The organism is Acidithrix sp. C25 (assembly GCF_904848545.2).
Genome location: NZ_CAJHCI020000002.1, coordinates 1,146,765 through 1,171,671 on the forward strand (window position 1 = coordinate 1,146,765; position 24,907 = coordinate 1,171,671).

Genomic DNA, 24,907 nt, shown 5'->3' on the forward strand with positions numbered 1-24,907 from the left:
AACTCATACCTGAAAGAGTCATTGCTCTAACTTTTCCGTACCGCTTTGGACAACAGTCTTTAGCTAATGCCCCGTACGGTGGTTTGGAATCTCCTCCCAAAAGGCGATCCCGGAGGGCCTACCTCCATCATCTATGTAGCATTGCAGTGTGATTGTTATCAGCTTCTACATGATTTACAACCTCTTTCATTCATGACGCACGTCGAAACTGGGGCTAGGGCATCATGCAAGCCGCAGCTTAAGGCGAAGTGACCAAGATAATTGGTAGCAAATTGCAGCTCCCAGCCCTCTGGCGTTCGGAGCAGCGTACTTGGGATGATACCGGCATTGTTGATAAGCAGATGCAATGGGCCATTCCAGCGATCGAGAAAACTAGCTATCGAGGCACTGTCGGCCAGGTCCAGCGAAACTACCCTTACGCAGTCGTTACCAGTCGATCTCACTATGTTGTCAGCTACGGCTGAACCCGCGCTGATGTTGCGTACTGCTAACGTTACTTCGGCGCCAGCACCAACAAGTGCGCGAGCGGTCTCGACTCCGATACCAGAAGAAGCACCGGTGACGATGGCAGAAAGGTTGCTGAGATCGAGACCCTCTACCACGTCCCAAGCAGTACTAGTTCCATCGAATTTAGTCGTAAAAAGTGAATCGTGCATTGACAATATGGGGGCTCCAATGCGTATTTGCCTCGCATTCTACTCTCGCATTCGGCTAAATTTCACCCAATCGTTGCGCCCGCCCCTTGGACCCTAGCTCTTATTGAACGCTGAAGGTGCTATATCTTTTTGTAGCACCCCAGATGACCACGGTCCAGCGGCGCTCGAGAAAGCGATGACCAAAGGCAATCCAGAGGTTTTCTTTGGAAGTCATGAAATCCATCACTTGGGAGTTGGGATCGCAGTTGGCTAGCCATAAAAACTTCTCTTTAGTGACAGAGGTACCATATTTTTGGTCGATCCACATTCGCCTTGGCCAAGAGGTTCGACCAAGAAGACCAATCAAGAACATCAACCGGCCATTTCGCCAAGTATCTGCTAACAGGAAGCTGACTTGAAAAACTACTCAGGCGATGCCTTGAAAATGATCCAAAGAAGCCTCAATTGGAGATCTAGAAAGACTCTGGGTTATAAGATTCCAGATGAGAAAATAATCGCAGTTGTTGTGCTATCTAGTTGAATCCACCCAAGGAGTCCTTGCAAGTTCGCATGATGCGAGAAGGAGTAATGACATGACGGACACTGCCCTCAAATTCATCGCTAGTTTTCAGGCGGCGCTTGGCTCCCCGGTGCCGTTTTCTCCTGTGACGTTGTTGGATGGAGGTTCATTGCCCTCGGTATTTGCCGTGAGCGACTTAGCACAAGCTTCGATCGCCGTGGCTGGCTCGTCGTTGGCTTCGTTCGTGGCCCTGAATGATGGAAACACACCGCCAGGCGTGGTTGTCGATAGAAACTTGGCCTCGGCCTGGTTTGCTGGTTCGATCCGACCACAGGGATGGAATCTCCTACCGGCATGGGACGCAGTGGGCGGAGAGTACGAGTGTTGTGATGGTTGGATCAGACTTCACACCAACGCTATTCGTCACCGCACCGCGGCACTCACCGTTCTAGAGGTTCCAGAAGACCGCGATGCTGTCGCTGCTGCCGTCGGTACTTGGTCGGCTCAAGAGTTGGAGAGCGCTGTAATAGGTGCGGGCGGTGCCGCGGCTGTCATGCGACCAATTATGGATTGGCAGGAACATCCCCAGGGTCGAGCGGTTGCCAGCGAACCACTGATGTGGACACGGCGCACATCAACGGCTAGCCAGCGCAATAGGTTGTTTGGAAACAGAGAACGTCCCCTGGATGGACTGCGCGTGCTCGACCTCACTCGAGTTCTTGCTGGGCCAGTCGCCACCCGATTGCTCGCGGGCTGGGGCGCCGAGGTGCTGAGGATTGACCCACCCGACTGGGATGAGCCCGCGATTGTTCCCGAGGTCACCTTAGGTAAGCGCTGCGCCCGTCTCAATTTATCCACGCCAGATGGAAGGACTCACTTTCTCGAGCTACTCGCTTCGGCTGATGTCGTCGTTCACGGTTACCGTGCGGACGCCCTAGATCGCCTTGGACTCGGAGATGAAGTACGTGAGAACGTTTGTCCCGGGCTTATCGACGTGAGCCTCGATGCGTACGGGTGGACCGGCCCTTGGCAGCAACGTCGAGGATTCGACAGTCTCGTTCAGATGAGTTCGGGTATCGCCGATGCAGGTCGCCTTATGACTGGTGGCAGTCGACCGGCACCCCTACCAGTGCAGGCGCTCGATCATGCTACGGGCTATCTGTTAGCCGCCGCGGCGATTACTGGTCTCTCGCAGCGCCAGATTGATGGCGCCGGTAGCCGATGGCGGACTTCCCTTGCGCGTGTGGCCGATTTGCTAATCAAAGCGGGGCCATTGCAGGTCCCTTCCGATCCAAGTGACTCACCAATTCCACCTGATCCTATTGGTCCAATTGAGCGAACTGCTTGGGGCGACGCACTACGACTGCCGCCTCCAGTTGTTGTGCAAGGAGCCCCACTTCAGTGGGCACTTCCTGCTCGTCGCCTTGGCTCCGATCCTCCACAATGGCTTAGCGGCGAAAATGAGTGAGCACCAAGACGGATAGTGCATAACCGGAACTTCGGATTTATTCGGATTTAATTGTGGAAAGTTAGCTTCTAAATCAGAATAAGCCACTGCCTTTGGGCCATAGGGATAACCGTGGACTCTTCCAATAGCACCTTGGGTGACGATCAATTACCAACTATAGATCTCTAAAACACCCACCAGAACATCTATCCCATCTAACAACCTGAGACCACCTAAGAATTGACATGTCATCACCCTTAGTCTGAATCAGATTGATTGATGCTACTCGAATATAAGATCCTGCTTGATCCATGACCCGTCTTGAACCAAGTCCCCGTGTGTTGACCATAAACTGCGATAATAATACCACAATGGCCCCTTCGTCCAAATACAGGATTTGGGTCCCACTGAGGACCTAAATCACCAAGATTGCCTAACTCTGTGGAAAATTGCTAGGAAAACAATCTTGGAATGGCAGAACGCTTTGCGTTCTACCATTCCAATGTCCTTTGACCACTGGGATCTCTAGTTGATATCAAGATAGCTAGAAGCTAGAAGCTAGACAAGCTCATCTTCATAGGGCTACGATTTTCTATCTGCCAAAGAAAAAAAGGGGGGACATTAATGAAATGTCTATGTCGCAGTTGCTAAAAGCTCCCAATTGACCTTGCTAGCGCCAAGGAGCGTTCGAATGGACGAAGTTATGGAATCTCTAGTCAACGACCTAAGTCGAAACGTTTTTATCGCCTTCACCAAGTTTGACATAGCTTCAGGGGGTCCATTCGTGAAATGACAAGAGTGCCAAGTTAAGATCTCATCATTCTGGGAGGTAAGAGTTGCCCAAAGCAAGAAAAGAAGTTACAGTCATGAAGATTGATAGACTTACTCCCAGTCCTTTTAGCCAAATTGCCCTAGCCATAGGCGATAATACGCGTCGGCGTATGAATAGCAACTAACACACTTAGCAGCACGAACAGAGTTCACATAAAACGAAAGAATGCATTTCATGAGCAATCAAATGAACCTCAGGAAAATAGCCACATTGCCAGCTCACCTCGGAAGTCACCTAAGCTGTCCTAGGACTGCTAATAGTCAAGGCGCAGGGTCATTATCATGAAGGTAGCAGTCATTGGCCTTTGGCATTTAGGTTGCGTTTACTCCGCATCGCTTGCAAGTCTCGGCCATCAAGTTCTAGCCATAGATGAAGATCTTGCAAGGGTCAACGACCTAAGTCGAAACGTTTTACCCCTAGAAGAAACTGGTCTAGCGGACCTAATGCTCACAGGAGTCGCCAGCGGAAATCTCACCTTTAGTTCCGACTTCGACCTTATCAAAACCGCTGATGTAGCATGGATTACCATTGATACTCCAGTTAGAGATGACGACTCAGCTGACGTCAACGCAGTATTTGAAATCATCGACCGAGTTCTCCTACACCTTCGAAATGAAGCATTACTCGTCATATCCTCGCAACTTCCGCTCGGCAGTACTAGCCGCATTGAGAAGCGATTTGCAGAGCTCCGACCAGATCGTCACGTTGATTTCGCTTACTCGCCAGAAAATCTTCGCCTAGGAACTGCTATCTCTTCCTTTATGGAGGCAGACCGGATCGTCATCGGCACATCATCGCAGCAGGCCGAAAGCACACTTTCAAAGCTCCTAGCTCCATTAGATATACCGATAGTCTCAATGTCAGTTGAATCGGCTGAGCTATCCAAACATGCTCTCAACAGTTTTCTGGCGATGTCCGTGGCCTTCGCAAATGAAATTGCACGTGTCGCCGAACATCACGGAGCTAACGCATGGGATGTTGCCGCTGCCCTGAAATCGGACAGGAGAATAGGACCACGTGCCTATGTTACTCCAGGTGGTCCAATAGCCGGCGGTACGCTCGCCAGAGACATACATTACCTCGAGACTCTTGCTCATGAGGACCAAGTCCGGATCCCAGTCATTGAAGCGGTACTTGAGAGTCATAACGAACAGAAACTCTGGCCAATCAGAGCCTTAGTGCAAACCAAGGGTCCCAAAGATGGTCCAATACTCGTGCTGGGCCTCGCATACAAGTCTGGTAGCAGTACCTTACGACGAAGCTTCGGTTTAGAGGTAGCGCTACAGGCCAAAGAGTTAGGATACGACGTTCGAATTCTAGATAATTCCGCCGAAGCATTGCCTCCGGGCTTTGAAGGGCTAACCCGATTCGCCGACGTCAATACGGCTCTTGTCGACACGTCTGCAGTCATCATCTGTGCTAATGAAAGTACGGTAACTACTCTTCCCGGACTTCTTCAAGGAATCAAAGAACCGCCTTGTCTCATAGATGTGATTGGCGCCTTCAACTCTTCGAGTCAATTACTGACAGAGATTACGGTTTTATGTCCTGGCAAAGCAAGACGGGACAACTAGTCAAAGCTGCTACAACGCATCTACAGCGATGAAAGTCTCAAAAACGAAGAATCTAATTTATAGAGCTCACACTCTGACTTGCTCCTTGAAATCAAGCAAAGAGTATGGGAATGTCGTCGTGTTGAGATAGTCGACTAATTCCTTTGTGACTGGTTCAATCTTGGGAATGAAGCGATTGTGGGTTACAGCAGAGCGCCCTTGCTTCCAAACGTGTTCCTGGGGATTGAGTTGCGGAGAATACGGAGGGAAATGGACTGCTTCGATGTGATGCTCCCTAATTGCCTCTTGAGCGACGCTCCCTCTGTGCCATCCTGCCCCATCCCATATAAGCAGAATCTTCTCTCTTGGGTAGATCTTGCGGATCGCCAGCAGTATGGCCGCTGTTTCATGCATAGTCTGGCGCTCTGTTGCAAATGCATGCTCCTTGCCTGTCTTGAGGTTCAAAAACCCATAGATGCTCCGGTTCTTTCTGGTTCCATTGGTCTCAATTACAGCTGGTGTGGTTCCTTTCGGTATCCACACTTTCTGAGTAGTTGTCGCCTGAGTGAGAACCATCTCGTCTTCACAGAGAATCACCGTATCTGGATCAGAGAATGCCTCTTTCAGACGTTCTTGCTGCTCGTCTTTCCATTCAGCTACTGCTTGTGGATCAGCCTTCTCGTACTGTTTGCCCGGCAGATGGAAGCTGAACTTACTTTCCCGAAACAGAACGTAATAGCTAGTCCTAGAGGCATAGAGAACACCGTATCTGCGCTTGAGTACTGTAGCCAGGATCCGTGTTGACCAAAACGGGGAACTGCTATAGCCGTGGTCATTGGGAGTTGTAGTCGTGAGCATGATTGCCACTTCATCTCTTTGAGACTTTGAGAGAAGTACCGGAGCGTTGTTATGGCGCTTGTCCTTGAATGCCTCAGTGCCAATGCCGCGGAATGACCGTCGAATTCGCTGTACATGCTTGACAGAGAGGCCTGTCCTGTTGAGGGGACTCCCATCTTCAAGGGTGAGAACTGCCAGCGCCCGCTTATATTTGTCGATGTTTTCAGTCTTCGCCATGAATGCTTCAATAGTGGCGAGTTCCTCGGGTGTAAGCATGTCATGAGAAGATTAACACACCTTACAAGAAATTAAAAGGGCTCATTGGAGCATTTCAGAGTGTTATGCGAATAGCTTGTTCGCTATGAAAGCTTGGTTTAGCCTATCGAAAACAAGGTCGGACCAAGCTCATAGGCTTGCAGTTTGATCTAAAATCATTCATCCAAAAACCAACGAGCGCTTAGTTGATTCATACTTTCCTAGAATTACCAAAGCTTATTTAAAGCACATATTCTCGTTCAGCTACCAGCAGCCGAACGAGAATGAGTCACCAACAAAGCTAGCAACACAAAAATCCAAACAATTACCTACTAATTGACGCATGCCTTCGATGGAATTAAAACTCCCATAACAATCACATGGACCAGCTAGATGTCAAATCAATAGAGAAACGCGCAAAAATCAAGCCTCTCTCGATGGCCATTAACACGAAGATACTTCCACGGAGGAAAGGAGTACGATTTGAGAAGTTGAAATGTGAAACTACCAAAGACATCGCCAATAATAGATACCTTTCTAGAGCAGCGACAAAAGGTTGTCTATCTGAATCTTGCTGACAACGCTGAAAAGTTGACAGTTCGGGTGCCCTATGAATTCTGCGAATGAATTTGTCTCCGTCACCTAACCCAAACCGCGTCTGCGAAGCTATCATTGAAAAAACCTAAATAACTATCTAATCTATTAATCCAACCCCGAACCAATAATCAGGCTACATTACAAATGGGTCACGCGAGAAAAGCCCCTAACGGTAACTTCAGGTCTAATAAGGCTTTGGAGGTTCAATCCCCTAGTACTTCAGTGGCTCCAGCAGGTGTTGGTACAAAACCGTTTCCGACGGCACCAGGAGATCAACTTCTGCCGCTACGTACATCTCCAAGCAACGAACTGCCACTATTACCCTTCGTCTAGCAGCCCCTTACAACGAATAACCGATGGAACGCCTAAGGTATAAGGTTCATAGACAAATTAAGCAAACATACCCCACGCTAAATAAGAAGAGGTGAATGTGCGGCTATTCAAACAAATCGGAACCTGTTGGGCGGTTCTATCGCTCGGCCTTTTACTTGGAGCATGTGGCTCAAGCGGCCAAAGCGCGACGACCACAACAATTCCACCAACCACTACCTCGACAACAATTCCACCAACCACTACCTCGACAACAATTCCACCAACCACTACCACTACCAAACCGAAAGATGTAAGAGTCGCGGGCGGACGATGTGTACCAAGTCAGCTCACCATCACCGAGGGCCGCCCCTCTGTGGCGGCAGGATCGATCGGCGTATCTTTCTCGATGACTAATTCAGCATCAACCGAATGTTACATGCAGGGATATCCCGGTCTGGAGATGCTCAATAGCGCTGGCGGCTCCATCCCCACTTATGTACATCGGGGAAATTCAGTATCTGTAATTTCAGAACCTGTAACTAAAGTCACTCTCCAAAGCGGCCAAACCGCCTATTTTCTCCTTGGTTACTCCGACGGCACCGGATATGGTAGTGCAAGCTGCCCCACATCCGCTTCGATTGAGGTCACACCACCAAATGACTACGGATTCAACGTCGTTAAAGCTATTATCAATCCCTATGGCGGTAGGACCATCGCGAATCTTCAATGTGGAGACGTCACGGTCTCACCGGTAATCGCATCGCTTCCCCCAGGATACTAACTATCTCAACAATTCCACCAACCACTACGAACAGTTAGATGTACGCCACTGAAAGAATTACTTTGGCACATTGCATAAACGATTATTTTTAGGTACCTTAAATCCAAGGAATCTATCCCTGGTTCCAACACCAGGGATAGATTCCTTTATAAAAACTCATTTACCGAGACTCAACCGTTGAACCTCAGATAATACGACACACCCTGATCCACATCAAACATATGCTGTTTAACCCACTCGAGCACTCGTGGCGTCTCTTTTGGATATATAGCCCATCCTCAATCAACTTAATTACAACTCCCCTTGAAAGAGTGCCGGGTCGAGACAACCACAGTTTTCAATGGCCATTGCCGCTCAGGCAAATTGATAAATTGCAAACCAGACAACAACCCTTTACCAATCACCCGGTAGCAATTACCAGACTTGTCGCATATAGCCTCTAGCCAACACTCACCTAAGGTAACTATCTATCAACCCGCGGAGCCTCCTAGGACTAAAGCTCACCAACATATGCCTTTATCTGACAAACCTTCAGTAGCATCCCGCAAAAACACCACTACCAAAAAAACCAGAACACCTAAGCAAAATCCAAGGCACAATTTCCGCCAAAAAATACTAACGTCAAAGACTCAAAAGCTCCGTGAGCGAAACACTAGTTGGCCTCAAGTGACTTCTCGAGGATCTGGGCTACATCTAGGACTTCTACACCTTCTTTGGCTCCACCATCGGCGATCTTGGCCTTGACTGCGTCATCGAGCATGATCATGCAGTAGGGGCATGCTGTAGATACCATATCTGGATCCATCTCTAGGGCTTGATCCATGCGTTCTACATTTACTCTCTTGCCGATCTTTTCTTCTAGCCACATGCGAGCTCCACCGGCACCACAGCAAAAGCCCTTTTCTTTATGCTTGTGCATCTCAACAGACGACAGTCCTGGAAGCGATCCAAGGACACTTCTTGGTTCTTCGTAGATGTTGTTGTGGCGACCTAGGTAACATGGGTCGTGATAGGTTACTTTGGCATCTTGGGTAATGGTTGGAACTAGTGCTTTGGCATCTACTAGCTCTTTGAGTAGTTGGGTGTGATGGATGACTTCGTAGTTGCCACCTAGGCCACGATATTCATTGGCTAAGGAATTAAAGCAGTGGGGGCAAGAGGCTATGATCTTTTTGGCTTTGGCTGAATTTAGGGTCTCTATGTTGGTCATTGCTTGGCTTTGATAGAGGTATTCGTTGCCTAGTCTTCGAGCTGGATCACCGGTGCAGCTCTCTTTCTTTGCAAGTATTGCAAAGGTGACTCCAGATCTATGAAGTAGGCGAGCAATCGATTGGGTGACCTTTCTAGCTCTTTCATCTAGTGCTCCAGCACAGCCAACCCAAAAGAGGTATTCGATATCCTCAGGGATCTCATTGGTGATTATTGGGACTTCAAAGTCAAGTTCTGATACCCAATCTCCTCGATGAGAAGAGCCAAGGCCCCATGGGTCTCCTTGGTTTTCTATGTTACGGAGCATGCCTTGGGCTTCACTTGGGAAGTCGCTCTCCATTAGAACTTGGTAACGACGCATATCTACAATTGCATCGATGTGTTCTATATCTACAGGACAAGCTTCAACACAAGCTCCACAGGTGGTACAAGACCACAGGACATCTGGATCTATGACACTTGGGACCAGCATCTTGGGTTCTTCAAGAAGTTGAGTGGTTCCAGCGGTTGTCAATAGGCGCTGGGAGGATTCAAAGAGGTGCTCTCTTAGATCCATGATAAGGAGTTTGGGAGAGAGGGGCTTTTGTGTATTCCAGGCGGGACACTGTTCTTGGCATCTACCACATTCTGTACAAGTTACTAGATCTAGCAGTTGCTTCCAGGAGAAGTCCTCTATCTTGCCTACGCCAAAGACGCTGTCTTCACTTAGCTCTTCTGGGTCCATGTTAGGTGTCTTATCTAGGGCACCTAGTGCCTTGGGACGTCGAGAGAATGCGATGTTGATTGGAGCTACGAAGATGTGTAGGTGCTTGGAGTAGGTGACAAAGACCAAAAAGCCCATGATGATGGCGATGTTACCCAATAAGAAGATGGTCTCAATTGCACTGTTGGCTGAATGGCCCAGGGGTGCTAGGGCGTTAGCGATTAGGTGGCTTGCAAATGCGAAGTTGGAATAGGGGAAGTCACCTGTATTTACTTGAGCGGCTCGATAGACCAATAGGGTTATGACAACTAGGGCTATTCCCGCCAGTACTAGCCATGCTGCAGAGTTATGTGATCCATAAAAGCGAGATGCTTTAGCCTTTTTCTTAGGTGCATTTATCACTCTGATTATTGAAAAGACGACCAAAGAGACTAAGACAGCTACAGAGAAGAAGTCTTCGATAAAGCCAAGCCATGAGTCATGGCCAATCAGTGGAATGGCGAAGTTGGATTGAAAGAGAGCTCCATATGCCTCTATGATCGTTGCGATCAAAATGGTAAATCCCCAGAAGGTAAAGAAGTGTGCAATTCCTGGGATTGTCTTGGCGAGGAGCTTTCGTTGACCAAGTACCTCTGTGAGTTCAGTTGAAATTCGAGAAGCTATGGTTGATGAGCGATTTGGGGCTTTAGCTCCAGATCTCACCAACTTCATAATAAATAGCGCTCTATTTAGAGCTATGGCCAATGCAGCCACAGTAATTACTAATCCAACGATTAGACGCATCTAGCCTCCAGGGATCTTCATCGGTGCCAAAAGATTCTAACGAGTGCTCATTTCGTCATTTAGTCGCCATTTAGTTTGAAACAACCAATTGGCAAAAGTATCCAATTGGTGGAACATCCAAATAGATTAGAGGAAAGAGCAGTCATAAAATAGGCAAAAACTAATGTTACCACCAAGTAACAAATCTGCCAACTCTATAGATGGTTATTCTTCGAAGTTCTTATGGCTCATAGATGGCTGACGCAGTCACCCCCCCAAAAAAAATAACAGTCGATGGCGAAGATGGTTATTCTTCGAAGTTCTTATGGCTCATAGATGGAGTTGGGCCGCTTTGATTTTGGTACTTAGAACCAAGGCTCTTAGAGCCATATGGGATAAGGGCTGGGGTTGTCATCTCCAGAAAGCTGATCTGTCCGATCTTCATACCTGGATAGACAGTTATTGGGAGATTGGCTACATTGGAGAGTTCCAAGGTGATATTGCCACTAAAGCCAGCATCGACAAAGCCGGCGGTTGAGTGAATCAAAAGGCCAAGACGGCCAAGGGATGATTTTCCTTCCAGGCGGCCTACTAAGTTGTCTGGGATTCCAATGCGCTCAAGAGTTGAGCCTAGGACAAATTCACCTGGATGCAAGATAAAAAGACCATCGGGATCTACCTCGATAACTTCAGTTAGATCCTTTTGTTCAACACGTGGGTCGATCACCTTAGCTACATGGTTGCGAAAGATACGAAAGAAGCGATCGACACGTAGATCTATAGATGAGGGTTGAATTGCATTTTCACCCAATGGGTCAACTACTATTCGTCCAGCCTCAATCTCAGAGCGTATGGTGCGATCGGAAAGAATCATACAAAATAACGATAGTAAGAGAGATTGCACTGACGAACGAGGTCGGGGGAACTTTTGATTCATTTAAGGGCTAAAGACAGATCAAAAAGCTTAGAAGGCTCTTGGTGCGAGGAGGGGAGGCCGACAAGCTGACCCCCTTAGGAGGGGAACCCTAGGTCAATCTGGCCAATCTAAGTCAATCTCATGACAGATTCAACTGTGCTGCCTTGGCCCTTATCTAAATCAGCCTCTAAGGTAACGAACCTGTGATACTAAGGACAGACAATAGGATCATCCTTGTCGTAGCTGTAATAATCCATTTGAGCAATTACCTAACGCTGGGCTATTCAATGGCAAACCAATCCGCTCTCCATGACTACTACAACCAAAGCATCGTCTTAGAAGCCAAAACTCGCCAAACATCTCCGCCATACAATGAGACCCGCGTGATAAATTTCTCTACCCCAATAGAGAAACAGGGGGGCGTGCGACATAACCGCACACCCCCCTGAGGTCAACTAACTATTAGATATATTGATAGAACTTACGCTACTGTAACGGATCCTAGCGAAGGAACCGCAACTACATACATTCCTGTGTAGCCATTGGCCCTCAACTGTGTTCCGCTATTGAACTGGTTGGCACTGCCTCCAGAGGTAACGTAGATTCCAGCTGAGCCTACTGGCTGGATAAGAGAACCGTCAGCAATAGTCGAACTTGCTGGAGCCGAACCGGATCCAGTAATAACAGTTGAACCCGTCGATGCCTCTACAGCAGCCGCTTGAGCTTGTGTAGAAATTCCGAATGCGTGACCACCATCGTAAACGTAGAACGTTCCGCCGAAGTTCTGAATCGAACCGTCAGCCATCGTGGTCGCTGCCGTTGGAGGAACTCCAGTACCTGCGGTCAAACCACCCGAACTTGGAACTTCTACAACTTGCATTGGCGAATATCCATCAGCCATAAACTGCGATGCGCTAGAGAACTGGTAGATCTTACCATCAGTACCCACAACCCAGATACCAGCAGAGCCAGCAACCTGTATCAAAGTACCAGCCCTTGGACCCGTTGCGGTTGGGAATGTTCCAGTAACAACTGAAGCAGGATTCATCGCCTGTAGCTGTCCAAAAGCAGCTTGGGTTGAGATTCCGAACCCAATTCCGCCGGCAATAACGTCAATCTGAGCACCAGACTGAACGAACGCGCCGTTTGGATAGGTCATTGCAGTAGTTGGAAATGTTGGCGCAACTGAAACTGTCGATGCAACGAGACCGGACAATGTGGCCACGTCCGTACCAGCAGCTGGGTTGATCACGTTAGAGATCGCGATCTTCAACTGATCGCCTTGTGCGATCGCCTTGCTCACGGTCAAAGTCACACCCGTATCACCAGCCACAGTGGTGTCAACCGTAACCGTTGCTGGAGCCCCAGTGCCACTCGAATTAGTCAAGTCAGTGATCGTATACTGAGAAGTAGCCGTCGGCAACCCTGTTCCTGTAGGGAAGTAGAGGCCTATCTGTGGTGTTGTTGACGATACGCCGACTGGAAATGCTGCGGAAGCCGAAACATTAGAAATCGTATATGTCGACGCTCCACCTGCCAAGGAACTGCTCAACGTAACGGTAGGGGTCGAGGTTGTTGTCGAAGCTGCGGTTAGCGAATAGCTAGCTGAAGTTGAAATCGTGTCACTATCCGTATAGACAGACGCGGAATCCGAACCAGCGGCGCTCGGGTTAGTTACGCCCAACAACGTGATGGAAATACTATCACCTGCTGTTACGGCAGTTGGCACCGAAACCGTTCCTGTATTTGCGGCCGCACCAACACCTGGAACTACAGTGGCCGGACCAGAAGTGCCGGCTGTCGTATCAACAAAGTAAGCACTTGTTCCGAGCACAGTTCCACTAGCTAAGGTTACGTGAACCAGCTGACTTGTCGAAAGGGCCGAAACGGCTTTGAAGCCAACCGAGTAGGAGGTCGAAGCACCCGTGGTTGCGCTAGCTGGCGTTACAGCCAAAGCTGTAACTGCAGTTGGAGAACCAAGAGACAGTGCACTAAAGGTAGCGTTGCTTGTGGTAGGAGCTGCCCCTCCACCTGCACCGGTCAACCAGTCAGTACCCGTGGTTGGTGCTGGCGTCAATGTAGGAGTAACGGTTGTCCCAGTCCCCGGATTGAGTACATTTGCAGCCGAAATCGACACATAGTCGCCAGCTGGAATGGCCGTACTGACAACCAAGTCAACATTATTCGTACCAGCAGTAGCTGATGTTGGGTTAGTTGTACTTATAACGGTACCTGCTGAGTTAGTAACGGTGATCGTATAGTCAGTTGCCGTCGAGGTGAAAGTACCGTTGGGCAATCCTAAAGTAAGGACAGTCCCAATCGGGAAACTCGCTGCGGTCCAACTTGAAGTAGTAGCAGCCGGGGCCGTAGTAGAATACAGCTCCACGTTTCCAACTGTGAGTTTGGTTGGTCCGCCCAAGACCGGACTCGACAATGAATCTGTCGTCGCGGCGGGGGCGGCAGTAGCGACCGTAAACGTATTCGCTGCCGTGGCGTAAACGGAATCAACCGAGTCCGCTAGCGTTGCAGTATATGTCCCCGCTGCATCATTGGCCGTGGTGAAGGTCATAGAAACAGCCGAGCCAGCCGCAATTGAGGCGCCGGCTGGAAGCTTGATGGCTACTGTAGTAACACCTGTAGTAACACCACTCGCGTAGGTAATGCTGCTCGTTGCAACAACCGTATTTCCACCACTCGTTATCGCAACCGAAGGAGTGGAGGCGGCGATTGCTTGGACCGTAGTGCCACCCGTTAGCTTAAGGGTGATCGTTCCTGCAGTTCCGACTCCGTCAGTAGCCACAAATGACGTAGTATAAACTGTATTGCTACCAGCTGTTAGATTTGACAATCCTACTGACAAGCCGGTAACTTGCGAACCAACTATATAGTTTGAAGTATTAATCGTCGTTGCGGCCGATGCAGCTGTTGCACCAATAAAGACCGAGCCTACGCCACCAACTACTAGCGCCGTAGCACCAGTCATAGCTAAAAATCTCTTAGTAAATGATCCTGTTCGTCGGGACAATCCACCCTCCTCGGTATTAGAGTTATCAAATTTCAATTTGTTCATATCCTCTCCACTTCCTCCTGCACTTTTTTTTGTCTAGCTCTGTAAAGGCCAAAAGCCATCTTTTCCAGAGTATTCCCAGACATGGGAGCCAGAACACTCTGATCTACTTCACCTACACCAAGTGTAATCTTAGACGTATGGATCTAGCTGATCGAAAGATAATCTAGCACCTACTTCCCGCCAATGGTGCCAAATTTCTCAATACAAATGCGAAATTCCTCCTAATTAATCCAAAATCCTTTGAAAACCTCAACCTTTACTCCTGATTTAGGTCAATCCTTCATTCAAATTCACAAAAACGATTGCCCAAGTGCATTCATAGCAATCGTGGCGAAAACTCAAAGGGTCGATAAATCTGACTCTGTTGATCTGCGGAGTCAGATTTATCGACGGGGAAAGAGAAACTACTGGACAACCATAGAGGTTCCGTTGCTACTATCAAGGAGTCGAGCGCTCTCCCCAATTCCGAGCTAATCACCCTCAACGAACTATAGAAAGGCAACTCCAAAAACAAAAGTCTTTGAGTGTCAAGTCCTCCCGGCTTATTCGTAGACGTGTATACAGTTAAAAATACGAGAAATACTGAATTTACCTTCAGAGCAAGTGCACCTAAGAGCAATGAGTGATGTCGGAACTCCGTAAGAGCACCTAACGACTCTCCGGGAGAATCACTTAGCCAATTTTCTATCCATCTCTCGAACTCGGCTAACCGACTCGGTCTCAAAAGTGCCATTTCTGCTAAGATTCGGATTATAAAATGGGTCGTCTTCGATGTATTTCATCCAAGTCGCGCGAAGGTACGCTATTTCAGAGTTGAAGCGACGCTTTTTAGCGGTGGTATCTTCATATCCTCGAGTTATCGACTCTTTGTGCACGAGTCTGACATTCGGATCCTGCACAATTCGATAACCGCTCGAAAGCACTTTCATGCAAAAATCGGTATCATTGAAAGCTATTCCCAGTCGTTCCTCGTTGAAACCTCCAACCTTAAGATAGATATCACGGTGCACCCCAAGACATGCACCAGTAACAGCGCTGACATTTCTAAGGGCAAAGAGATCATTGAAATAACCGTGACTTCCATCTTGATGCAGGTGGTACAAGTGTCCTGCCACCCCGCCCATTCCAACAAGCACACCGCCGTGCTGAATTTGGCCACTAGGATAAAGAAGATGAGCACCAACAGCGCCTACGCCCGGCACGGACAGAACTGAGACCATCTCACTTAGCCATTCGCCTTCGATGATCTCGGTATCGTCGTTGAGAAAGACTAAAATATCTCCCTTTGATATCTTCGCGAGAGCATTCACAGCGACCGAATAATTAAAACCAGCGTCAGCACGTCGCATGCTTAGGTGATAAGAAAATCGATGTCTTGTGGTCAAGGAATCCAAATACATGGTCGTTCTCGGCGATAGCGCCACATTTGAATCTACCCGCAGAACAACTTCATAATTCGAATAGGTAGTTTTTCCAAATAGACTATCTAGACATGCCCTTATCACTGAATAACCACCAGCAGTTGTAATTAGGACAGAGGCGAGTGGAGTCGAATTAGGAATCGGAAAAACTACCCTATTTATTGCTTTTGCTCCCGCCGAGGCAACAACCTCACAACCTGGAACAATGTTATCTAAATAAGTCTTCACTGCATTACGCCCCGCTTCGAGCGCGTAAGTTTTTACCTCAGATCCAGTCGATGTCGGAGAAGGCAGACTCCTCCAATGGTAGAGGACTCTTGGTATTCTCTTCGATAAGGAGAGGTCATTTCCAATTTCGCTGAGCAATCTGAGAAGAAAGTCCCAATCTTGAGCACCATCGTAAGCCGGCCGCAACCCACCTAAACGTCGCAGAGTTGAAGTCTTTACGACGCTGAGATGATTTATGTAATTCTTAGACAAAAGCAGTTCTGGAGAGAGAGTAGGTTTGAAATAGGCTTCGAAACGATTGCCGGTTCCGGTGATCTTATCCTCGTCGCTATAGATCAACTCAAGCCCAGACGATTTTTGCAGTTCCCTAGCAACATAAAAGAGGGCGAACTCAGAGATCTCATCATCGGCATCTAAAAATGCCAAGTATTCGCCTGTCGCTAGCGAGATGGCATCATTAGTGTTAACTGAAATTCCGCCATTCTGCTCTCGATAATGCGCTTTAATTCGCTTGTCCGATGCGACATAGCGCTCAATCAATGTCTTGATTCGAGCGTCGCTAGATGCATCATCTGAGATGCACAACTCCCAATTTGGATAGATCTGTGCTCTAACAGACTCGATTGCTGTTACAAAGTGATCGATTGGGGTATTGTAGGATGGAATAACCACGCTAATGAGTGGCTTTTTTGAAACGCTGCTATTTCGTCCAAAATCGCCTGACGATCGCCTTCGTCAATGCGCTCAGAATTCTCAATCCACTTTATATAGTTACTTTCGTCACTCAAAAGTTCTTGCTGGTTTTGAATTTCGGGCAGCTCCGACAACAAAACATTTCCAATAAGAGGACCAAAGATTCGAGCGATTCGATGATTTGGGACTCCCAAAATCGGACGCAGTCGGACTTCCTTCAGTTGGAATTCTCCGGTAAAGCCCATAACGACAAGTTCTAAGCGAGTTATCGTAGAATTGAAGTGAAATTGGATCTCTAACTGCTGACCAATTCTTCGAGAAGGAACCTGTTGGCTATAGCGATCAAAATTATTGGTCTCAGCGATAACATAGCCGCGAAGATTTTCCGTACCAACCAAAGTCTCTATCTCGACCTCTAGCTGATACCAGCCTGGCAACGGTAGAGGTGGTTCAATCGAATATCGCACCTGTCCACCAAGTGCGATGGATTTACCGGCCAAGCCACTCGAAACTACGCCTTGGAGGGGCTTTAACTTCGGATTCGTCATCGATAAAAAACGACGCCAACCCATTAAGCGTCTGATAGATATTATTGAATATCGAAGGGGCGCTGTAATGCGCCACGCCTCGGAATTTAGAACCTCGGTCTTTTCCTCAACTGCTCGTCCGATTTGCATTGAAACTGAGTAGTTGAGTTCCTGCTCAGCCGCCAGAGAAGCCCTAAGATCTTTAATCTCCTCGGTGAGCCGATCAGCGAGTACTTTATGCTCGGCCAAGTCACTACTGACAAAGTACATCTCATCGATCAATTCGCTATATTGTCGATTTGCTTCCGCGCTACGACTTTGTTCTTGGAAGAGACGAGCCTGTAGATCTCTTTGTTCGGCATTCAACCGATCTTTTTCGCTTATCTGTTGACATCGCGCTCCAAGTGATTGAAAGAGTCCTAAGACACTCGAAGGGTACTCCTGATAAGACCTTATGAGGTCTGCCAAAACAGGTGGCACTTCCGGACCGACCGCTAGAACGCCCAATCCATTCGAATGAGTGAACTCAATGCTTGGATAGCGGGTCTTGACTTCATCCCAAAACTTCCAAACGCCAAAGTCTCGTTCTCTTACGACTATATCGTGAAAGAGAACGACCCCTCGAGATGAGAGCTTGCTGACCCATTTGTCAAAGTCAACCTTTACAGCCTCGTAGGAATGGTACCCATCTACATGAAGCAAGTCGATAGTGCCATCGTCAAAGTATGAAAGGGCATTGTCAAAATACATTCGAAGGAGTGTAGAAAAACCACCGAATTTTCTTTGGTTATACGCTGACAGCTCAGCGAAAATCTCATCGCCATACAAACCCGAATGCTCGTCACCTTCCCAGGAATCGACGGCATAGCAAGCAGTGGGAAGACCTAGTTCGCTGACACTTTGACAAAAAGCAGAATAAGAGTCACCCTTATGAGTGCCAAGTTCAACAAACAATCGTGGTTTGACTGCTTCAATTACCCACAATGCAAAGGGAATATGGCCATGCCACCCAGGAATTTCGGTCAATCTGTCGGGAACTTTAAAGATGCTTGGATTCAGCCAATTATATCTGTCCATTGATCCGCTTGTCACGTCTGAAAACTCCCTAAAATCAGAACTTCTGGCCAAGATGAGATCGCTCTCCATGACGTTGCCAGACGAACCCTTCTAATTTAAATTGATGTAAGTACCACTAATCCTAGCCCTAGCAAAAGTTGAAGGGCGTACTGACACATTTGGATCGCTCCCGTAACACCTTGAACCCTCTAGTCCAACTGACTGGAAATGCAATAGCCGATCGATGATCAACTACCAAAGATAGTTGCAACACACCGCGTTAGCACCGATCAATCTTTGACCATTGAAAAATGTCTAGATCAACAAACAAAAATATATCTCGCTTCAGGGAAAAATCTTCGTCTTGTTGCTTTATCCATGGCACCCAGCATAAATTAGAGCGAATTGCAATGTCGGTTTTGTCCAGCTTGTTTAGCGATTGGGATCACACCCAAGTTATCTTGATTTCTAGCCAAAAAGCGATCCCCTTCTCAAGAGCTCCCTAAAACTTCTCTATCGTTGCTTTGCAAAGTCAACCATCACAGCCAACTAGGCGATCACCTTGGCTACATATGAGTTCACAACACAAGGTAATAACCTGAAACACGAACTAAAGTTCTAAGAACCACACAGGGATAAGTCCTTAAATTAATCCTGGAAACCTACTGACAAAAGCTGGGCACCAGTAGCGACCGCCACAAAATATCATCGCCCTGAAGAATCGCGATTAACCTTAGAAAAGCGAATTAGTTCAACGGTTCGCCGAGAACAAAATCTCAATCACCATAGATAACCGCCGGGCCAGATAAACACCGGGCCAGATAAACATCATGTCGCCCATATCACCTTCGATGGTACGATTCGGCACACCAATGCTACTCAACTAGTCACCGCTCAACCATTACTGCTCAAATCCAAGGGCCAGTCATCGCCATGTCACCCCTAAAATTCAACGGCAGAGGCTAAGGTTTCGATAGTCCAATTCAATTTCCGCTGTATCGAGTTGTCCTTCACAAAAAAACTGTGTCTGCGAACTTAGATCTCTGCAAAAGAGTCACCGATCTCCAAAAGAGCCACAAATGGTCAATCAAAAATTCGAACAAACATAAAAACAGTTTCAACCGGGATCCTAATGTATCGTAGCTTGGTCTCAATGGAACAAAATACACTTTGAACAAAGATCCATGATTGAAATGAATAGAGAAATCGGCGGTGGAGAATCTATGACAATCAAACGAGTTCTTGTAGCCAATAGAGGCGAGATTGCACGGCGCATCATCCAAAGCACAAACAATTTAGGGATCGACACTATTGCCTACGTCGCGCTAGACGAAAAAGAGATCGCCCAAAACTATGGGGCTAGCTCTATTGCGCTATCCCAAAATTCAGGAGCAGCAGCCTATTTAGAGTCAGAAGCCATTGTATTAGCGGCACTAGAAAATCAATGTGACGCCATTCATCCTGGATATGGCTTTTTATCCGAAAGTCCAACCTTTGCGAGGTTGTGTTTAGAAAACGGCGTAACCTTCATAGGTCCCAGTGTTGAGACGCTCGAACTCCTTGGAGACAAAGCCGCTAGTCGCCGTCTCGCAAAGATGCTTGGAGTTCCCACGGTTCCCGGTAGCGATGGCCCAACTACCTTGAGCGAAGTTCAATCCAGACTAGAGAGTTCAAATGCCTCTCTAATTTTAAAGGCAATCAGCGGAGGTGGTGGAAAAGGCCTTCGAATAATTCGACCCGGCGACGACGCAAAGATCGTCTTTGACCAAGCTTCCAATGAGGCAAAGGCCAACTTTCTAAGTGGAGACCTCTATTTCGAAGAACTAATCGAAGAAGCAAAACACATCGAGGTACAACTAATCGGAGATGGAAGTGGGCGGGTCTCTCATCTATATGATCGAGATTGCAGCTTACAGAGAAATCATCAGAAGTTAATTGAGATAGCTCCAGCTATCACAGTCAAAGACGAGATTCGAAAAAAACTCTTCGAATACAGCGTGGCGATTGGCAAGCATCTCAAACTGATGGGCCTTGCAACCATTGAATTTCTGGTCCACGAAGACAAAGTCTACTTTATCGAAGCCAACCCTCGAATCCAAGTCGAACATTGCATAACCGAAGAGATCCTTGGGGTCGACCTGGTGGCAGCTGCTATCAAAATCGCTGGTGGCGCCCGCCTCTCTCAGATTCGAATGCGACCTGATCAGATTGAGCCGCCCAAGAGCCTCTCGATTGAGGTGAGAATCTGCGCTGAAGCACTTTCAATAGAAGGACAAACAACACATTCGTCTGGCATAGTTCAATACCTGAACTTTCCTAGCGGGCGTGGAATTCGAATGGAGAGCAATCTCACACAAGGGTGTCACATTAGTTCACGCTACGACTCATTGATAGCCAAGATGATTCTGACAGACAAAGATGTGACCTTGGCCGAGTTGGCCAAAGGAATGGTCCGTAGCCTTTCGAGGCTTTCGATCCAACCTATTGACACTGACCAAATGCTCCTATGTGCCATTTTGGAGACGCCGGAATTTCGAAATGGTATTGCCACTACAGACTTCTTCGACAAATATAGAGCCCGCCTCCTTCACCGCGCCGCTCAGCTGCAGTCCGACATCAAAAAGACAAAAGCATTCGATGATGCAAAGGCGAAGGAGATCGACCCAACACCTCTTTTTATTTCAGAGAATCAAAGTCTAATAAGTGCAAAGATCACTGGGGTAGTAGTGGAGATGCTGGTTTTCCCAGGTGAACAGATAAAGGCATCGCAGGCTATTGCGGTAATTGAATCAATGAAGATGCACCACCTCGTATTAATTCCGACACCAGCAAGAATTGAGCAGATATTTGTCAGCGTTGGAGACGAGCTTCGAATCGGTGATCCGATTGTCCTTATTGGATCAATAGACGAAGAGCTCAAGCTTGGTGAAACCTTAGAGGTAACAGAGATAGACCTAGATGAAATTCGAGACGACCTAAAAGAGGTCATTGACCGGCACAACCTAACTCTTGACCAACATCGGATCGAAGTAGTTGAAAAACGTCACTCAAAAATGCGTCGAACGGCTCGCGAAAACATCGATGATCTATGTGATCAAGGCTCTTTTATTGAATATGGGGCACTAGCAATTGCCGCACAGAGAAGACGTCGAGACCTCGATGATTTAATAAAGAACACTCCAGCCGATGGCATTATTACAGGAATCGGAAAAATCGATAACACCTCATGCGTGGTCATCTCCTATGACTACACGGTCCTGGCCGGAACCCAAGGCCTTCAAAACCATAGAAAACTCGATCGAATCCTTGAAATTGCCAGAGAAAGACTACTTCCTATTGTCCTCTTTGCCGAGGGAGGCGGTGGGCGGCCAGGCGATAGTGACACCTCTCAAATTGCGGGTCTAGATTTAAATACCTTCTTCCTATTTGCCTCTCTCTCCAAAGTGGTACCAATTATCGCGATCGTCTCTGGCTATTGCTTTGCTGGAAATGCAGCATTGGCCGGCTGTGGCGACGTCATCATCGCAACTGACGACGTAAGCATTGGAATGGGTGGTCCAGCCATGATTGAAGGTGGTGGCCTTGGGGTAGTTGCACCAGGAGATATCGGCCCCATGGAGACTCAGTCGAAAAACGGAGTCATCGATATTGCCGTACCAGATGAGCAAAGTGCAATTACCATGGCTAAAAAATACTTATCCATTGTCTCAAAGCCAAAGATTACTGACAATTCCATAGAACAAGATCAAAGAAAACTACGGGTAGCTATTCCGCCAAATCGCCTACGGGTTTATGAGATAGACCCGATTATCAAGACGATCTTTGACTTTGATTCAGTCATTGAACTAAGAAGCCAATATGCAGTAGGTATTCGTACCTATCTAGCTCGGATCGAGGGTAGATCGATTGGGGTAATGGCAAATAACCCTCTTCATCTCAGTGGGGCGATCGACGTAGATGCTGCCAATAAGGCAAGTCGATTTATATCACTCTGCAGCGCGTATAAGTTGCCGATTATCTCACTCTGTGATACCCCTGGATTCATGGTGGGCCCCGATTCTGAGCGCCTAGGAGCGGTCAAGGTCTTTGGAGACCTCTTCATAGCCGGCGCGAACGCTAATGTCCCTCTCATTACAGTGGTCCTACGAAAGGGCTACGGCCTTGGAGCAATGGCAATGGCGGGTGGAGGCTTCAAAAGCTGTGCGCTCACGGTCTCTTGGCCAAGTGGGGAGTTCGGCGGAATGGGGCTCGAAGGGGCCATTCGCCTTGGCTATCGCCGTGAACTCGAGGCGATCACGGATCCAATAGCACGTCAAAACAGATATGACGAACTATTGGCACAAATATATGAGGTGGGCAAAGCGATCTCAATGGCTAGCGTCTTCGAGATTGACGACGTTATCGATCCCTCTCACACCCGTTCCAAAATCTCGAAGACTCTCTCGCAGCTTTAATCTTTGGCTACGATGAAACCTTGGCCATTCAAAGAATAAAGAGAAACGGTCCCTAAACGATCCTAATCAAGGCTCAGAATCCATCGGTGAAAATCTCATCCGAAGCAAGTCAACATGACGTCAAACTCAAAAACTAACGACCCTAAAAAAATGAACAACACAAAAGGTTTAAGGAACCAAAAAGATCAACCCATAGAAAAGTTCTGCCCATGAAAAAGTTCAATTAAATCTCCACAAGGCCACCTATCTATTAGTCCTCTATTAGATTGCTCCGAATAATAACTGGCCTTAATGCATGAAATGGATCAGATCGTATCAATTGCCATTGACGGTCACCGTGCTTCAGATACCTTGAGCTCTGGCGACTTAGTCTTAGTATTTCATGGGCCGTTGTGAGGGTCGCTGTCCGATTGCATGGAGGCTACCCTTCTCAAAACACCCTTAAAATCTTCCATAAAAGTCCTAGCTAAAGATAGTCTCCTTGATAACTTGGGGTCTAACTCCGTAGAGAAACCCATAGGGAGCGAATACAAGTCATAAATAGAGACGCCATTCCACCGCTAGGAGTCGACCAGATAATGCATCAACCAGATAAATATGATAAATACATAATTCACCGGCTGACTTATGTAGGTGAAATTGTATCCTACCTCCACTGAGCTCAATGTTCAAAGCTCAAAGCTCAATGTTCAATGTTCACTAGAGTAGGAGAAGATGATGCCATTCTGCAAGCAAAATCTAGCTCATCATTCAATTCGAGATTTACCGTTCTCGGTACCGTCTAAGTTAGTTCGTCGACCCAAACAGGGCTCAACAAATAAAGATTCCCTATATTCGATGACATCGTTATCGACTTCGCACATATGCAATTCGATAGACCCATCGATTGAGCACCGTTAGGGGAAGCAATCTGGTTATTTGCAAAAGAACTCTTGAAATAGAAACAGCCAAAAACGCTGTCGTAGTAATGAAATTTGTCGTCAAACCATCTCGTCTATCCTAAGAAAGATAACCAAATGCGACAACCTGGAAGATAGATTCCCAAGTAAGGAAACCGATTTACCAAATGACCCCATCAAAGCCAATGAAGATCAAAATCAATAACGCGTCAAATCCCAAGAACAGTTATCCAAAGGCTAATTGCGAGTGTTTGGTGATAACACTCCTTGGCAAAACTTCTTGGCAACACTAGACCTCAATGCCTTCCTAGTTACAGCGCTTGAGACTGTAAAGAGGTACCTGATTCTTTCAGGAAGCTAAGCCCCCTGAAAGAATCAAAGTTCAAAGCAGATTGATCCCGATTTAAAGGCCCGCATGGCCAACAAGTGCGCCTACGGCCGCGGTAACCGCCATGGCGAGCGAACCACCTATCATAACGCGCAAAGTTGCACGCCAAGGCTTAGCACCACCTACTGTTGCTCCTAAGAAGCCAATGACTCCCAGAGCTACTACAGCCACCGCAACGATAACTATCGTTCGAATGTTAGATGGAGCCAACACCAGAGCCACAATGGGTAAAGCTGCGCCAGAAGCAAATGCAGCGGCTGAGGCCAGTGCTGCTTGGACTGGACGAGCCTTTGACATCTCAAGTATCCCAAGTTCCTCACGGGCATGAGATCCCAAAGCGTCGTGCTTGCTAAGAGCTTCCGCAACTTGAACGGCTAACTCTTTGGTCAGACCTCGCTCAATGTAAAATCCAGCTAGTTCACGAAGTTCGGCCTCTGGATAGTGCTCTAGTTCGTGAGCTTCACGAGCCAAGTCCGCCTCTTCGGCGTCTCGCTGGGACGATACTGAGACATATTCTCCAGCTGCCATAGCCATGGCTCCGGCAGCTAATCCAGCAAAGCCTGCAGTTAGAATTACACTGTGGGAGGCTGAAGATGCCGCAACGCCTATCATCAACGAAGCAGTTGAGACAATACCGTCGTCGGCGCCCAGAACCGCTGCACGAAGCCATCCAGCCCTATGTAGTTTGTGGCCCTCGGCCTTTGGGTGGTGTTTTTTAGTGTCATCGACAGAAGTCATAGTTAAGACTTTAACCTCTATGTAAAGTCACCTAACTAATTGCGAAGTTGAATTTACCCGTACTTTACTCAATA

The 24,907-nt window shown here is 47.6% G+C and carries 12 protein-coding genes and 1 pseudogene; 5 read left to right on the forward strand and 8 right to left on the reverse strand.

Translation table 11 applies throughout. From position 1 onward, the window contains the following. Positions 1 to 212: 212 nt before the first annotated feature. Positions 213 to 656, reverse strand: a pseudogene (locus ACIDITHRIX25_RS98220) (SDR family NAD(P)-dependent oxidoreductase); the annotation flags it as partial. A 572-nt stretch (positions 657 to 1,228) separates the two neighbouring features. Here ACIDITHRIX25_RS98220 and ACIDITHRIX25_RS98225 point away from each other — a divergent pair. Both ACIDITHRIX25_RS98225 and ACIDITHRIX25_RS98230 read left to right on the forward strand, forming a co-directional pair. Further along, positions 1,229 to 2,623, forward strand: a complete 1,395-nt coding sequence (locus ACIDITHRIX25_RS98225) for a CoA transferase (protein WP_201733478.1) — start codon at positions 1,229 to 1,231, stop codon at positions 2,621 to 2,623. Between the two features lie 1,092 nt (positions 2,624 to 3,715). Beyond that, positions 3,716 to 5,008, forward strand: coding sequence for a nucleotide sugar dehydrogenase (locus ACIDITHRIX25_RS98230; RefSeq protein ID WP_201733479.1), 1,293 nt, complete (start codon positions 3,716 to 3,718; stop codon positions 5,006 to 5,008). Between the two features lie 66 nt (positions 5,009 to 5,074). Here the strand turns inward: ACIDITHRIX25_RS98230 and ACIDITHRIX25_RS98235 are convergent, their stop codons facing one another. Further along, positions 5,075 to 6,100, reverse strand: coding sequence for an IS630 family transposase (locus ACIDITHRIX25_RS98235; RefSeq protein WP_201733480.1), 1,026 nt, complete (start codon positions 6,098 to 6,100; stop codon positions 5,075 to 5,077). Positions 6,101 to 6,577: 477 nt separating this feature from the next. On the opposite strand from ACIDITHRIX25_RS98235, the gene ACIDITHRIX25_RS98240 reads away from it, so the two are divergent. Further along, on the forward strand, positions 6,578 to 6,706 hold the full coding sequence (locus tag ACIDITHRIX25_RS98240) for a hypothetical protein (protein ID WP_268749149.1): 129 nt from the start codon (positions 6,578 to 6,580) through the stop codon (positions 6,704 to 6,706). Between the two features lie 400 nt (positions 6,707 to 7,106). Continuing rightward, positions 7,107 to 7,769 (forward strand): DUF4232 domain-containing protein, encoded by a 663-nt coding sequence (locus tag ACIDITHRIX25_RS98245; protein ID WP_201733481.1) that lies wholly within the window; start codon positions 7,107 to 7,109, stop codon positions 7,767 to 7,769. A 652-nt stretch (positions 7,770 to 8,421) separates the two neighbouring features. On the opposite strand, the gene ACIDITHRIX25_RS98250 is transcribed toward ACIDITHRIX25_RS98245, so the two are convergent. From ACIDITHRIX25_RS98250 to ACIDITHRIX25_RS98270, 5 genes are all read right to left on the reverse strand, one after another. Beyond that, positions 8,422 to 10,464 carry a (Fe-S)-binding protein gene (locus ACIDITHRIX25_RS98250; protein ID WP_201733482.1) on the reverse strand — a complete coding sequence of 681 codons (2,043 nt, stop codon included), beginning with the start codon at positions 10,462 to 10,464 and terminating at the stop codon, positions 8,422 to 8,424. A gap of 286 nt (positions 10,465 to 10,750) precedes the next feature. Next, a complete protein-coding gene (dcd, locus tag ACIDITHRIX25_RS98255) occupies positions 10,751 to 11,317 on the reverse strand; it encodes a dCTP deaminase (protein ID WP_052604367.1) in 567 nt (188 codons plus the stop codon). 523 nt (positions 11,318 to 11,840) lie between these two features. After that, positions 11,841 to 14,429: a beta strand repeat-containing protein gene (locus ACIDITHRIX25_RS98260; RefSeq protein ID WP_201733483.1), complete on the reverse strand. Its 2,589-nt coding sequence runs from the start codon at positions 14,427 to 14,429 to the stop codon at positions 11,841 to 11,843. A gap of 668 nt (positions 14,430 to 15,097) precedes the next feature. Then, positions 15,098 to 16,750: a glycosyltransferase family 2 protein gene (locus ACIDITHRIX25_RS98265; protein WP_201733484.1), complete on the reverse strand. Its 1,653-nt coding sequence runs from the start codon at positions 16,748 to 16,750 to the stop codon at positions 15,098 to 15,100. Beyond that, a complete protein-coding gene (locus ACIDITHRIX25_RS98270; protein WP_201733485.1) occupies positions 16,708 to 18,390 on the reverse strand; it encodes a class I SAM-dependent methyltransferase in 1,683 nt (560 codons plus the stop codon). Before ACIDITHRIX25_RS98270 ends, ACIDITHRIX25_RS98265 begins: the two co-directional genes overlap by 43 nt. Before the next feature lie 1,157 nt (positions 18,391 to 19,547). Here ACIDITHRIX25_RS98270 and ACIDITHRIX25_RS98275 point away from each other — a divergent pair. Then, positions 19,548 to 22,808 carry an acetyl-CoA carboxylase family protein gene (locus ACIDITHRIX25_RS98275; protein ID WP_201733486.1) on the forward strand — a complete coding sequence of 1,087 codons (3,261 nt, stop codon included), beginning with the start codon at positions 19,548 to 19,550 and terminating at the stop codon, positions 22,806 to 22,808. Positions 22,809 to 24,110: 1,302 nt separating this feature from the next. On the opposite strand, the gene ACIDITHRIX25_RS98280 is transcribed toward ACIDITHRIX25_RS98275, so the two are convergent. Next, positions 24,111 to 24,833 (reverse strand): VIT1/CCC1 transporter family protein, encoded by a 723-nt coding sequence (locus ACIDITHRIX25_RS98280; RefSeq protein WP_052606022.1) that lies wholly within the window; start codon positions 24,831 to 24,833, stop codon positions 24,111 to 24,113. Positions 24,834 to 24,907 lie beyond the last annotated feature (74 nt).